The sequence below is a fragment of the Streptosporangium longisporum genome, assembly GCF_039534895.1.
Classification (GTDB): domain Bacteria; phylum Actinomycetota; class Actinomycetes; order Streptosporangiales; family Streptosporangiaceae; genus Streptosporangium; species Streptosporangium longisporum.
Genome location: NZ_BAAAWD010000022.1, coordinates 1 through 13,763 on the forward strand (window position 1 = coordinate 1; position 13,763 = coordinate 13,763).

At 66.9% G+C, this 13,763-nt stretch carries 11 protein-coding genes and 1 pseudogene; 2 read left to right on the forward strand and 10 right to left on the reverse strand.

Annotation, left to right across the window (positions count from 1 at the left end; all coding sequences use genetic code 11):
- The 4 genes and pseudogenes from ABD832_RS35380 to ABD832_RS35390 form a co-directional block, all read right to left on the reverse strand.
- Window positions 1–583, reverse strand: a 583-nt coding sequence (locus tag ABD832_RS35380; RefSeq protein ID WP_425582717.1) for a sigma factor-like helix-turn-helix DNA-binding protein, incomplete at its 3' end; no start/stop codon positions are given.
- Between the two features lie 34 nt (window positions 584–617).
- Complete coding sequence (locus ABD832_RS42405; protein WP_425582718.1) at window positions 618–680, reverse strand: hypothetical protein; 63 nt, start codon at window positions 678–680, stop codon at window positions 618–620.
- A 27-nt stretch (window positions 681–707) separates the two neighbouring features.
- On the reverse strand, window positions 708–1,094 hold the full coding sequence (locus ABD832_RS35385) for a sigma factor (protein ID WP_344904713.1): 387 nt from the start codon (window positions 1,092–1,094) through the stop codon (window positions 708–710).
- Window positions 1,045–1,290 (reverse strand): annotated as a pseudogene (locus ABD832_RS35390) (hypothetical protein); the annotation flags it as partial. The gene ABD832_RS35385 and the pseudogene ABD832_RS35390, both read right to left, overlap by 50 nt.
- Window positions 1,291–6,601: 5,311 nt before the next feature.
- Here ABD832_RS35390 and ABD832_RS35395 point away from each other — a divergent pair.
- Window positions 6,602–6,751 carry a hypothetical protein gene (locus ABD832_RS35395; RefSeq protein ID WP_344904717.1) on the forward strand — a complete coding sequence of 50 codons (150 nt, stop codon included), beginning with the start codon at window positions 6,602–6,604 and terminating at the stop codon, window positions 6,749–6,751.
- A 2,316-nt stretch (window positions 6,752–9,067) separates the two neighbouring features.
- On the opposite strand, the gene ABD832_RS35400 is transcribed toward ABD832_RS35395, so the two are convergent.
- The 4 genes from ABD832_RS35400 to ABD832_RS42410 all read right to left on the reverse strand — a co-directional run bounded on the left by ABD832_RS35400 (window position 9,068) and on the right by ABD832_RS42410 (window position 11,988).
- Window positions 9,068–9,916 (reverse strand): putative PEP-binding protein, encoded by an 849-nt coding sequence (locus ABD832_RS35400; protein WP_344904720.1) that lies wholly within the window; start codon window positions 9,914–9,916, stop codon window positions 9,068–9,070.
- Window positions 9,917–10,302: 386 nt separating this feature from the next.
- Window positions 10,303–10,986 carry a hypothetical protein gene (locus tag ABD832_RS35405; protein ID WP_344904723.1) on the reverse strand — a complete coding sequence of 228 codons (684 nt, stop codon included), beginning with the start codon at window positions 10,984–10,986 and terminating at the stop codon, window positions 10,303–10,305.
- 112 nt (window positions 10,987–11,098) lie between these two features.
- A complete protein-coding gene (locus tag ABD832_RS35410) occupies window positions 11,099–11,410 on the reverse strand; it encodes a hypothetical protein (RefSeq protein ID WP_344904726.1) in 312 nt (103 codons plus the stop codon).
- A 137-nt stretch (window positions 11,411–11,547) separates the two neighbouring features.
- Window positions 11,548–11,988 carry a sensor histidine kinase gene (locus tag ABD832_RS42410; protein ID WP_425582713.1) on the reverse strand — a complete coding sequence of 147 codons (441 nt, stop codon included), beginning with the start codon at window positions 11,986–11,988 and terminating at the stop codon, window positions 11,548–11,550.
- 146 nt (window positions 11,989–12,134) lie between these two features.
- On the opposite strand from ABD832_RS42410, the gene ABD832_RS35415 reads away from it, so the two are divergent.
- On the forward strand, window positions 12,135–12,575 hold the full coding sequence (locus tag ABD832_RS35415) for a hypothetical protein (RefSeq protein ID WP_344904730.1): 441 nt from the start codon (window positions 12,135–12,137) through the stop codon (window positions 12,573–12,575).
- A gap of 469 nt (window positions 12,576–13,044) precedes the next feature.
- On the opposite strand, the gene ABD832_RS35420 is transcribed toward ABD832_RS35415, so the two are convergent.
- Entirely contained in the window at window positions 13,045–13,326 is a 282-nt protein-coding gene (locus ABD832_RS35420) for a hypothetical protein (protein ID WP_344904733.1), read from the reverse strand.
- A 150-nt stretch (window positions 13,327–13,476) separates the two neighbouring features.
- Window positions 13,477–13,719, reverse strand: coding sequence for a response regulator (locus ABD832_RS35425; protein WP_344904736.1), 243 nt, complete (start codon window positions 13,717–13,719; stop codon window positions 13,477–13,479).
- Window positions 13,720–13,763: the final 44 nt, after the last annotated feature.

Below are 13,763 nucleotides of genomic sequence, written 5' to 3' on the forward strand. Positions count from 1 at the left end.
CTCTCAGGAAGGCCGGACCTGGATTCGTGCGGGAAAGCCCGGAGCCGCGAGAAGGCCGGCCCACGGGAAGGCCGGACCGCCGGAAGCCCGAACCGCGGAAGCCCGGACCGTGGGAAGAGCGGCTCGCGGAAGGCCCTCGGCGACGCGCGACGACGAGCGGCGACAAGCGACGACCGAGCGGTGACGAGCGACGACGGGGGGCCGGCCGACCGGGCGGAACGCCGGTTCGCCGGCCCTGACGGGGCACGGGGACGGGGGGTGCCCTCAGTCGAGATAGTCGCGCAGCATCTGCGCCCTGGTCGGGTGGCGGAGCTTGTGGCAAGGGTCTTCGACTCGATCTGCCGGATGCGCTCCCGGTCCCCCGACTCCCGCCGACCTCCTCCAGCGTCCGGGGATGCCCGTCCGCGAGCCCGAAGCGCAACTGGATGATGCGCTGCTCCCGGTCCGAGAGGGTCGCGGAGGATGTCGTCGAGCTGGGTCCTGCAGCATGATGAAGGCGGCGGCCTCCATCGGCACGACCGCGTCCGCGTCCTCGATGAAGTCCCGCGAGGTCGGAGTCCTCCTCCCCGATCGGGGACTGCAGGGAGACCGGCTCTGGGCGATCCGCTGGATCTCGATCACCCGGTCGATCGCAGGTCCATCTCCAGGGCGATCTCCTCCGGGGCGGGCTCGCGGCCCAGATCCTGGTGGAGCTGGCGCTGGACCCGTTACAGTTTGTTGATCGTCTCGACCATGTGCACCGAATGCGAATGGTTGCGTGCCTGGTTCCGCGATCGCCCTGGTGATCGCCTGGCTCGAATCCACCAGGTGGCGTATGTGGAGAACTTGTAGCCCTTGGTGTTAGTCGAATTTCTCGACCGCCCGGATGGCCCCGGGTTGCCCTCCTGGATGAGATCCAGAAGAGCATGCCGCGTCCCACATATCTCTTTGGCGATTGACACCACCAGCCGGAGATTGCCTCGATCAGCGCCTGCTTGGCCCGCGTTCCCCTGCCAGACGAGCTCCCTGAACTCCGGAACCCCCAGGCGTGAGACGAAACGCTGGTCACTTGTCCTCGCGAACAGGCCCGCTTCGATCGACTTGGCGAGCTCCACTCCTCCTCGGCCTTGAGCAGGGGCACCCGGCCGATCTCCCGCGGTAAGTACGGACGAGATCGCCTGGTCGGGCCCCTTTTACCGACACCCTCCTCATCGGGTCGGGCGGTTCCTCGTCACCCTGGGGCTCGAGGACCTCCACACCCTGTTCGGCGAGCATGCGGACGACGCGTTCGAGCGCGTCGGGACGGCAGCTCGGATCTGTCGAGAGCGGCGCAACGTCATCGACCGTGACGCTTCCGCGCTCTCTTCCCTTCGGTCTGAATCAGAGGTCGCCACGGTCTGGTCTTACCGATTTGTCGGCCTCCACTTTGTCAAGCACCGTGGTGGAAATGACACCCACGGTTGACAGAACTACTAGTCTGCCTGTTCCAGTTAGGGACTCCCATAAATGGCGAGACCATATTTTGTCACCGTGGTAGGTACACGAGGTTCCTGTTCCTTATCGTGGGGGAATTACGACAGCACCCCTATAAAGGTTTTGTGGCGGAATCGACGGATGGACACTTAAAGCCGACGATTACGGCCTGTCAAGCTCGCGGCGGTGCGTCTCCTTCAGGACCGCTCACGCTGCTGCTTACCAGACGCGACCACAGCATCGTCTCGTCAACAGCTCGTTTGTAAACGCTCCTGCGTTTTTTGCTTTGATTTTTTTTTTTTGCCCTTTTGTTCCCACCCCCCAACTCGTCCACCTCCCGGAAAAGAAAAAAAAACAAAAATCAAAAAACACCAAAAAGAAGAACCCCCACGGCGGGTGTGGTTGGTTCGTCCCGCTGCAGTCTTCGACTTGAGCTGGCTCTGTGATGTGCCTGCGCCTTACCGTAGTACGAGGCTCCGTCGCGCGAGCATGGTGACCGATTGCGTAGCGTGCTCCTCGCATCGCCACATTCTGGCCCCGCCAGCTCGTTCCGAACGTGCGAACCGGGGTGACATCCCGCGCAGGGAGTCCCTCGGCCCCTGCCCCAGCAGCAGGTCCGACCCATTCGCGGCCGGACCCCCCCTCCCCTGCCCGGCCGCGCGGTGCCGCCGCAGTCGGCGATCACCGGTATAGGGCCAACGGTGCTCGGGGAGCGTGAAGGCCTCCGAGGCCAACGCCTCGAAGCGGGGGACCGAGCAGCGCGGGACTCTGAGAACCGGCCAGCTGCATAAGCGACGGGCACCGGTCGGACTCGATCCCCGCACGCCCGTGGTCGGTGAGGTCGTCGAGCGACCCGGCGCGGACCCGTGGGGCTTTCGCGGGGCGCTGTGCGGACCATGCTAGGGACGCGGTGCCGCCGGGGGGGAGGGAGATCTCGTGCGACACTCTGGTCACCTAGTGCACGAGAGTCGCTGCGTTGTTTGAACCCCAGCCACAGCGCCGTCGAGTCGTGTACGGCCGTAACAGCTGGACGCAGTGACCTAGTGGTCCTTGATGCGCCGGCCACCTGTTCCGGGGCGGTCGGCGTGTCAGAGTCGCGGATCGCTTCCCTCGTTTGGTGCTCACGTCGACATTGGAATATTCACGCTGCGAGGACTGTGGCCGAACCGCGAAAGAACGCGCTCCCTCGCCGTCGCGACTCTATGTCGCGCTAAATGCGAGCACGTTATTAGCAGGCGCTGTCCACGCCGTGCTGGACGCGCAGTCGCGAGTGGGCTTCCGAGCCCGTCGTTGCTATGCACCGCGACGCGAAGGGTCCCTGGCTTGACTAACTCTGCTGCTGATCCCGTGGCGAAGGCGCGGTGTTCAGCCCTGCCTTCTGGGCCCGCGGCAGAAGTCGCCGGGGTCGAATGGGTGAAGACCCACAATCGGAAAGCCGTGCGAGATCCACAGTGACTGTCGAGCAGCAGCCTGTCTGAGCACGGTCCCTTGATTGCTACCTCGGCCGGAAAACGCGGTTTGCCAGGGTCAGGTGGACCCCTCGTGCCGTGTTCGGGGCCACACCCGGACAGGTGAACAGGAGCCATCACGTCGTGGTGTAATTCCCCCGCGACAAATCATGGAACGGTCCTGGGGCAGGCGGTATCTGGAGTACTCTTGCCTGCGTCTTTTGTGCGCATATGGTGCCGCCGATATGGGCCCGTACACACCTCGCGCTCTTGTCGTAAGTGAGCGGGGGGTCGCTCGGTCGGGAGTGGTTCCATGAGTACTACGATCGGGCCCGTCTCGGCCGTCCCTGTTTCAGCTTCCCGTTGCAGCCTGACCCGATGCGTGCGTGATGTCAGAGGTGATTGTGGCCAACAGGAGCTAGCCGAGGGGCCATACGCTGAACCGGATCGTGAATCGGGGGCCGCGCCGAGAGCAACCACGACCCCCCTCCTTGTGGCCGAGGCCCGATCCGTTTGATCAGATTCCGTCGGTCTAGTGAAGTCCCCGTCCCCATCAGGTGTAGCCCCTTGCGCTAAGCCCGCGCGCTCCCACAATCGCCTCGTGGCGGTACCGCGACGCCCGGTGAAACGCGCCTACGGTGCGGTCTGGACGCCCGCTCGGACGGACCCCTGGTGTCGGGACAGGAAAGCCGGCTTCGGGGCGGGCCCTTGGGAGTGTGGAGCTTGCCGCCGGGCGGCGTCGGGAGGCCGACAGCTTATCGAGGACGTAGGAGACATCCGCCCGCCGCCTTCGGCTGGGCCTCGAGCCCAGGCTGACTGCGCATTGTCGGCCCATTGCTCGTGCGGTCGGCACCGATGCCGTGCCCTCTCGTAGCGTGGACAGCTGGACGCTCCAGTGCCCGTTGTGCCATCCGTCTCATGACGGCCACTCGGGCCGAATATACGACGCGTTGCTCCATGCGCCGAAGGGGTGCGCTTAAGGTGGAGTGACGTCACCGACCACTCAGCGCAGGCCGTAAGCAATTACCGAGTACGCGCCAGCGGAGTGGGAGGGGTTCGAAGGTTGAACGACGGGCTCTTCATGCGAGTCATGGACAGGGACAGAAAGGCCCTTATCAGGTTGCCATAGGCGAGAGCCCGCCGACTGTGGTTGCGGAGCTGGATGTGTCTGCAGCACCACTATTTGTGTCGGTGCATCGGGGTGAGATCGCGAATCCTCGTAAGCGACGCAGCGTCTGTCCCCTCGGAATCACTTGAAATACCTGCTCCTGACACGACCAAAGGATTAATAGTTGTAGTGCTGCCACGCTGTGTATATAAACAGTCGCACCACACCGTTCCTCGGTAGATGCGTATTACCGGTCTCCTACACCCTGACATGCCCCCGAACAGGCAACCGTGAGCGTGGACGGTGCGGGTACTGGACGGGGCGGCGGTGTGTCGTCAAAGGAAAGGAACGAATGAGATTATGTCCGCCGAAAGAGGGTCTTGGTCGAACCAATACCTAGACGGTCGGTTACCACTACAATGGGGGTAGCGCCTGAGCGGAACATAATCCTCGCGATAACTAGTAACGCGGGCGCGATATTGCATGCGAATCCAGCGTCACATGGCGACGACTGGCCTGCGGTGGACCGCGCGGTGTGCTGTGTCACTCGGGTAGGCGTGCGCGTCCCAGTGGCGTGGGTTGGCCGTCATCGGCCCATCGGTCACCCCCGACGGCCCGGAGGCGGAGGCTGGGGGCGCCCCCCACACCCCCCGGCCTGACCAGACCCGCTCTTGGGAATCGTTCCAACGACGCGAACCAGTCCCGGCGCGCGGCCGCGACCCGTCCGTGCCCGGCACGACACGGTTGCGGTCTGTGTGAGACCACATAGTGCCCCAAGGCCGATGGCCCGCCTGGTTGGCGGGGGGGGGGGGGGGTTCCCGCCGCGAAGCTTTTCCAGTACATAGCTCTAAAACCGTGCTCTCCGGTCACAGGATGCTCGGTCAACTACCAGAGCCGGCTGCTGCTGCTTGCCAAGACCGTGCAGGATGGGTACTATCTGGGCGGGCAGAGGGCTGCGCAGTTCTTCTTCGCCGGTGTGCGGGGGTGGTGTCGACTCAGGTCAACCTCCGAAGATACCCCGCTGTTGGATAGGAATAGGCCCTTCCTAACGCAGCCACGTGGCGGCGTCTCGGCCTGAACCCAGCCTGTGCGAGAGCCGGGGTTCGTCACAGGTCTTCGGCGGCCGCGTGACGGTACCCGGCTACACTGGTCGGGGCCACCTGTGTACGAGTCCTCTCAAGATACGGCATCATGCCGGGAGGTGCGCGTGGCGGCCGCCAGAGGCATGTAAACGGCTCGGGGCCGGAATCTGCGGCAACTCAACCTCGTATTCAGCAATCCGTGGGATGGAGACGGCGCGCTCCCCCGAGCCTCAATACAAACCTCTTACTTCGTGCGTTCTGCCTGAAGACCTCCCCCCAAGCTCGTGGTTGTGGTCGCTACCGCGGCTGGTGGTTCAGAAGCCCCGATGGTAAACTACCTTTGAACGCGTGGCTTTGAGAGAAGGTGCCACCCCAAGACGCTCTTCGCCCGCGGTAGGGAGAATGCAGGAAGAAGGGGTTCATAATGGGGGGTGAACCGTGATGAACCGGACTCGGGAGCGGCCAGTAGGTGCGCTCCGCGCTGCTTTCACGGCTTGTGTGGTGCGCGTCCCACATGCCTGCAGGGCCCGGCCCTAACGAAAGAAGTCCCAGGCCGCTCAAATGACTCGACTGACGCCGGAAGGAGGCCCGAAGCAGATTGCAACGCTGGTGCGGCGCGAATCGCGCTCGCGTGGTGTCCTGGCGGTAAGCGAAGTGGATCGCCGGGTCTGCGGCCGCGATTGCGCGGGCGGCGCGTGCGGCGTCCCGCCGTGCGCCGGGGGGAACGTCCGGAGAAACGCGTCCCCGTCACGCTGGATCGCCCCCTTTATTCGTCCCTCCGGTGGTCCGGGGGCCGTGGGAAGTCCCAGGAGAGTACGACGAGGCGGAAAGCCCGGTTCCTCATGCAGGCCAATCTCCTGGGAGAGCGGTACCCTATCGGGCGGTTTGACGCACCAGGGAGACGAGCTTGTCATTCTCACCCCTACCGGTCAGATATTTTGAAGGTGCGTTACCGCGATGACTCCAGGTGGCCGGGGGGACGAGCGTGCTTTCCCTCTCCCCCCTCGATGTGCCTAGCACTCTGGTAGCTCTCCCGGTGGTGTAGGGCCCCCGTGTGGGCTCCCCACAATGTTTTCCGGTCGCCCGCTTCCCGGTTAGCTTAGGGGCGTCGAGGAGTGTGATATATGCGCTCGAGGGTTTCCGCTCCAATCAGCAGTATTTCCACAGGTGGTTTGCGTGGTTCGGTGCGCAGAGTCGGAGTAAGCACCTTGCGCAGCTCGGGGTACTCGCTCGTCGATCGCCGGAACGTGTGCGCCGCCGTCTCGCTGCCGGGGTGTGGATGGGCGCGTCAGCGCCGGTATGCAGAAGGACGAACAGTGCAGTGCGCGCGCGAGGGTCCCGTTGTGCAGGGGAAGCCCCCTAGTCCGGCGTCGAAGTAGTCCGTCTGATAGCCGTCTGGTGAGAAATCACATCCAGCAACAGTCTTGCGGTAGTCAGACGTGACACCTCGATCCGTCTTGTGGGTGCCCAGGGGCGGGTGCGAAGCTGCATCAGACCTGAAAACGCGCCTCGTGAGCGTGCGTTTCATGTTCGTGCCTTCGGGTGGGGAAGTCGCCCGGAATCGCATCGCGGGGCGCCGTGGGGGCGAGACGCCGGTCAGCGGGCCCGAACAGGGCGGCGGTGCCGAGGCGACACCAGCCGAACTGGTGTTCGTGGATTGAGCGCTCGAGGCGATCTGGTGTTTCTTATGAGCCGACACGCGCAGGCGGCCAGTGGCGTGTTGCCGTACGCCCGGACCGAGAAACTGCGGGGCCTGGAGCTGGCTGGTAAGGCTCCAGGGTGCCTGGGGGCTGGCCCAGCTGGAATCATCTGGTGCGGGCCAGGTCGTGGATACAGCTCGCGTCTGCCGCGCCTGTTTGCGCGTCTGGGGGTGCTCTGTCTCCTTAATGGGTCATGCACGTGGAGTAGTGGTGGCGGTGGATGCTCCGCTTGAGCAGCGCGCACACTACCAGCCGGGTGGTCTCGTGGTCACGCTCAGGTCGGCGCCGTGCGCACGTCGGGCCATGGGCTGTCGTACGCCTGCTTGGTAAAAGAGCGTACCGGCCGTGGGTGGCGTAACGGAGATCGTAAAGGCGCTTACCTGTCAGTGAATTTATGACACGACTGAGCTCTGTGAGCTGGTGTGAGCCTCTTTGCATCCGCGGCCTGAGGGTCGGGTCGATCGAGCGGTTGCGATAGTGGCGGGTGGCCAGAGCGACTAGGGCGAGTCGGGCGGTAGCTAGGAGACGCGTGCCTCCAGCCTCCCACAGGAGCCTCGTGGCGTCGGGAGGCGGTACCAGTCGGCCGGTGTGTACGCAGCGACGATCAAATAAATGGGACGCTCACCGGGTTCGCGGTGCGGAGCGCCTGCCCATCTACAGACGTCAGTGGTGCCGGAGTGGCTCCGGGCGGGCTCCTCCGGCTCGTGCAAGCCGTGAGTATAGGCAGTTAGGTGGTCGTCGTGGCCGATGTCCATGGATCATGTGGCCTCGAACAGCTGACGCTCCAGTCGCCCTCGCGGCGCCCCCTATGTCCAATGATCCAACTCAAAAGAGCCCGGGCAGATCGATCGTCTGTAGTACGCATGTTACTTGGCCTTCCTGCCGACTCGCGTGGTCCACATCGGGTATCTTCACCACGTCGAGACTACCGCAGGCAGTGGATGGGTCGCTCGGGTATCCATGTGTGAGCCCGGCACTGCGGATGTGTCCATGTTTTCCCCCCGAATTCTGGTGGACCGTACTTGGCGCTCCAGCGCGTGTCATGTGAGCAAGGCGCAGGCTCATAGCGCGTTGTTTGTGCCCCGTCAGAAGCACAGGGTCCCGGGCTACCTGGACCCCCCCCCCCCCACCATTTTAGTTCCGGCGGGGGGGGGGGGCAAGGCCGAGCTCGTCCAGCGTTCGTGTGATATGTAGCGAACTGCCCCGTGCCTCCCACAGTGTATGTGGCGCGAACGGCTTTGATGTGGACCGCAGGATAGTGGTGGCACAGCATGCGGTCTCCATCCAGGATTCGGAGGTCGCGGCCGCAGCAGCCTCGCCCCATCCCCGCTGCCCGACCTAGCGCAGGGCACTGAGTTACGGCTAGGCGAGGTGGGGGGTCAGGCGTAGTGAAGTACGGAGGATTGTACTTGCGCCAACCTGTGGAGTGGGTCGTCTAACCCCCGGGGCCGTGACGACCTGCGTTTTCTTGGCCGCGATGGGCCCTTGCCGTATGCCCGTGGCGCTGTTGTGCAGCACCCGCGGCCCGGTCGTGGCGGCTGGTAACGGGCCTCTTTCGTTGTGTGGCCAGTGCGGTGTTCCGGCACCACCTGGCCTGATCGGTGTTTTGGTCTAACCGTGCATACGTGCGTTGATTTTATCCGGCGAAAGGCCGCCCTCATTGGCCGAAGACGGTTGGGAAACACCTGGTTACCAGGGGTACGGGCACCGACGTAGCGGCCGCCCGTGGGGACCGGGCCCTCGTCCCCGGGCCCTGGGCCTGGGATACGGACCTGACCGGGCGGGGGAAGGGACTGGACGGGCGAGGTGACGACCAGGCGGGCGAGGGACGGGTGGGTTCGGGGAGGACGGTGACGGGGCCTCGGGCGGTCCGCCGGTCAGCGGGTCGGACCGGCGCAGTGCTAGGGTGTGGCGCGGGTCGGGCGGCTCCACCGGGCGACGGGAGCTGAGTGCGTGAACGCGAGCAGGACACGTAGTCCAAGGCCGGCCCGGTGGCAGAAAGTGAGTCGAGTCGGGGTCGCGCCGTGCTCGCCGCAGATGCCCAGCTTGAGGTCGGGACGGGTGCTCCGGCCCTGCTCCACGCGATCTCGACGAGCTCCTGCCGACCACCGTCGGCGTCCAGCGTCTCGAACGGGGACACGCCGAAGACGCCCAGCTCCAGGTACTTCGCGAAGAACGCGCCTCGACGTCGTCCCGGGAGAAGAGCCCAGGTCATCTGGGTCAGGTCGTTGGTGCCGAAGAGAAGAACTCGGCGGCCTCGGCGATCTGGGCGGGCGGTCACAGCGCGTGCGCGCGCGGCACCTCGACATCAGTGTGCCGATCAGCGCGCACTCGAGCGCCGGCCTCGGCGAGGACACGCCCGCGCCTCGTCCCGGACGTGCGCCAGCTCCTGCAACCGCGGCCACACAGCGGGATCATGATACTCGGGACGGCTGCCCGGCACGGCCTTGGCCGCCTCGGCGATCGCCCGGACCATGCATGGCGAAGCACGCCGGGGATGGAGTCAGGCCGAGCCGGCACACCCGCGCAGGCCCAGCATGGGGTTCTCCTCGTGGCAGGCGCTTGGAGGGCGAGCCAGCAGCCTGCGGTCCTTCTCCGGCGCGCTCGTCCCCGGCGAGGGCGATCTTCACCGACAGCTCGGTGAAGTCGGGCAGGAACTCGTGCAAGCGGCGGGTCGATCAGGCGGACGGTGACAGGCAGTCCCTCCATCGCCGCGGAAGGATGGCGGTGAAGTCCTCCTTCTGCAGCGCGCTCCAGCGCGGCCAGGGCGCCCGGTCCCGCTCTCGTCACGGTGCGGCCAGCACCAGGTCCCTCGGACCAGGCTGGCGGCGTCTTCCCGAGGAACATGTGCTCGGTGCGGCACAGGCCGATGCCCTGGGCGCCGAACCTGCGGGCCCTGGCCGAGTCCTCGCCGTGTCCCGCGTTGGCGCGCAACGTCCATCCTGCGCACCTCGTCGGCGTGGGTTCATGAGCGGTGCAGGACCGCGCGGACCAGTTCGTCGTCCCGGTCCGCCCGAGCCCTCGAAGTACTCCACGACCGGGGAGGGGACCACGGGCACCTCGCCGAGGTACACGCGCCCCGCTGGGCCGTCGATGGAGATGACGTCCCCCTCGTAGACCTACCACACGCCGCCGGGGGCGGGTGAAGCGTGCGGTCGGCGGCCGACGCCCCGTCCACTCTGCGCCCGTCGGCGCCGCAGACGCAGGTCCTGCCCATTAGCCCGGCGACCACGGGTCGGCGTGCGTGCGAGGTCTTGCCGCACGGCTGGTCAGCACCCCCTGCGGCGGCGGATCATCCGGCCAGGTCGTCGGGGTTGGTCTCCGCGGACGTACAGGATGGACGGCTCGCCCTGCGCGGCGAGCTCGACCGGCGCGGTCGGTGGAGAAGACGGCCTGCCCACGGCCGCGCCGTGTGAGGCGTCTACACCCTCTGGCGATGACCGTGCTGCCGGTGTCCTCGGCGAAGCGGGGAAACATCAGCTGGGCGAGCTGTGGTCGCCGGTGTACCCTGGTCACCGCCTCGTCGAGGTCGATGACGCCCTGGTCGACGAGCTGCACGGCTGATGCGGAACGCGGCGCCCGGGGTGCGCTTGCCCACGCGGGTCTGCCAGCATCCACAGCTTTCCGCGCTCGACCGTGAAACTCCGATGTCGCACAGGTCGACGGTAGTGCTCCTCCAGGGTGCGCATGGTGTGCATGAGCTCGTCGTAGACGGGCCGGTCGATGCGTCCGGAGCTCCTGCAGCGGCAGGGTGTTGCGGATGCCCGCGATCGCACGTCCTCGCCATGGGCGTTCTGCAGGTAGTCGCCGTACACGCCCTGCTGGCCGGTTCCGGGGTCGCGGGTGAAGGCGACCCTGGTGCCGGAGTCCATGCCCGCAGTTGCCGAACACCATCGAGCGACGCTGACCGCGGTGCCCCAGGTCGGCCGGGATGCGCTCCTGGCGGCGGTGACAGCACGGCGCGCGGCGCGTTCCAGGAGTGAGAACACCGCCTCCACCGCCATGCGCATCTGCAGGTACGGTCGGCCGGGAATGTCCTCGCCGGTGTGCGCGCGGACGATCTCCTTGTACGTCGCGACCCAGGGCCCGCAGGTCGGCCGCCTCCAGCTCCAGGTCGTCGCGGCCGTCCTTGAGCCGCTCCAGGGCGTCGTCGAACAGGCTCGCCCCTCGATGCCCTGGACGGTCTTGCCGAACATCTGGGATGAGGCGCCGGTAGGAGTCCCAGGCGAAGCGCTCGTTGCCGCCGGCCTGCTTGGCCCAGCCCGTGGACCGAGTCGTCGTTCAGCCCGATGTTGAGGACCGTCTCCATCATGCCGGGCATCGGAGAACGCGGCCCCGGGAGCGCACGCTCACCAGCAGCGGATCGTCGGCCTGGCCGAGCCCGCGGCCCATCGCTCGGCCTCCAGCGCGGGACAGGTGGCCGGCGATCTCCTCCTCCAGCCCCTCGGGCAGGACGCCGTCGGCCAGGAAGCTCACGGCACGCCTCGGTCGTGATGGTGAAGCCGGGGGGCACCGGCAGCCCCGAGATTGGTTCATCTCGGCGAGGTTCGCCCCCTTGCCGCCGAGCAGGTCTCTGAGATCTCTGTTTCCCTCGGTGAAGTCGTAAACGTACTTGGGCACGGTCGGCTCCTTCTACGGCTTCCTACGGCTTCAAAAAACGACGTCTGGTCCCGCCTCTCTCCGGACTCTACAGACGAATCGGCCAATGAAACGGCACCCACCGCCAGGAACGACATCACCGCAGCTCAGAAACATGTTCACCGTCTAATCCAATGCAAATTAAGATCGAAACGAACGGCAACTCCGGCCGTCGCAAGAATTGGTTTACACCAATTGGTATAAACCAATTCCACGGCATTCACGCCCCGTTCACGACGGCCCTGGCGAGTGATCGGGGGCCGGCGTCCGCGAGCGGGTTGAGGCCGGGCACCTCCCCCTCGGCGGGCCCGTCCCCGGCCGGCCAGCCAGAGCACGAACACGCTCCCCTGGCCCGGCCGCGAGAACAGGCGGACGTGGCCGCCGTGGGACTCCACGATCTGGCGGACGATCGCCAGGCCCAGGCCGCTGTGCCGGTCCCGGCGGCCGGTCCCGCCACCGGTCTCCCCCGTCTCAGCGCCGCTCTTGCCGCGCCAGAAGCGGTCGAACACCCGCGCGTGGTCGTCCTCGGACACCCCCGGCCCGGCGTCGCGCACCGCCACCAGATCCAGCCGTCACTGCGGCCCGCCGCCACGACCACTCTCGCTGCCGGCGGGGGCGAGCCGTACGGCGTTGGAGAGCAGGTTGCCCACGGCCCGGCGCAGGGCGTCGTGGTCCCCCACCCCGCGCAGCCCGGAGGGGCAGCGCCTTGCGGATCGTCAGCCCCCGCCCGGCCGCGGAGCGTGGTGAACTCCTCGGCCGCCTCGGCGGCCAGCGTCCCCACGTCCACCTCGGCGTCGGCCAGCGCGGGCGCGGACGCGGGCGGGCGGTCGCCAGCAGGTCCTCGACCAGGCGCGTCATGCGGGTGGTGGCCCGGTCCACGATGGCCACCGCGCGCATCCGCTCCTCCTCGGTGCTGTCGGGGGAGGCCAGCCACGGCGTCGACGTTGGCCCGGATGATGGCCAGGGGGCTGCGCAGCTCGTGGGAGGCGTCGTCGATCAGCTGCCGCTGCGCCAGGAACGCGCCCTCCAGGCGGCCGAGCATGGTGTCGACGGTGTCGGCGAGGTCGCGGAGCTCGTCCTTGGGGCCGGTGAGCAGGATCCGCCGCGACAGGTCGGTGCCCTGGATCTCGGCGGCGGGCCCTGGTGATCGAGCGGACCGGGCGCAGCACACGGCCCGAGAGCACCCAGCCGATGCCGAAGCTCGCCACGAAACAGTCCGCCCAGGGTCAGGAGCGAGTAGTCGCGCATGGTCCTCAGGGTCAGCAGGTTGACCCGTTCTCGACCTCCGGCGAGCTCGACGACCGGGCCTTGCCGATGTAGCGCTCGTGTCGACGCTGTAGAGCTTGGCCTGCTGCACGGTGTAGGGGCGCTCCTCGGCGCTCCTGGCCACCGCGACGTACAGCAGGCCGACGACCAGCCCGGAGAGCAGGAACAGCAGGCTGGAGTAGAGCACGGTCAGCCGGAAGCGGATCGTGTGCACGAAGGAGAACCTCACGCGTCCTCCCGTGGTCGACGGCGGCCCGCGCGCACGGGGAGGGACCTCACGTGTCCTCTCATCGCGTGCGCGGCGAGGGGTCCGACGTGTCGTCCTCCCATCGCGTGCGCGGCGGGGGGCCTCACGTGTCCTCCCTGAGCCGGTAGCCCTTGCTGACCACGGTCTCGATCACGGCGTCGGTGCCGAGCTGCGCCGCAGGTTGCCCACCGTCACCCGCACGGTGTTGGTGAACGGGTTCGGTGTGCTCGTCCAGACGTGCTCCAGCAGCTCCTCGGCGGAGACGACGTGCCCCGGGACGGGTCATCAGGTAGTGCAGGACCCCGAACTCCTTGGGGGTCAGCCCCAGCTCCCTCCCGTTCGAATGGCTCTCCACCCGGGAGGTGTCCAGCCGTAGCGAGCCCACCTGCAGGATCGCCGTCCCGCCGCCCTGCTCCCTGCGGAGCAGGGCGCGGACGCGGGCCAGGAGCTCGGGGAAGGCGAACGGCTTGACCAGGTAGTCGTCGGCGCCCTCGTCCAGCCCCCCTGACCCGGTCGTCCAGCCGGTCGCGCGCGGTCACCATGATGATCCGCACGGGCCTGGCCCTGGTCGGTCCCGCGCAGGGCCCGGCACACCTCGAAGCCGTCCCCGCCCGGGCAGGTTGAGGTCCAGAAGGACCAGGTCGTAGGAGTTGACCTGGAGCTTCTCGCGCGCCTGGGCCACGTCGTAGGCGACGTCCACCGCGTATCCGGCCCGGACGAGCCCCACGCGCAGGGCATCGACCAGGTCTTCCTCATCTTCGACAACGAGCAGTCGCATGGTACAGAACCTAGGTCGTGGCGGCCGGAAACGCGGATGCCACC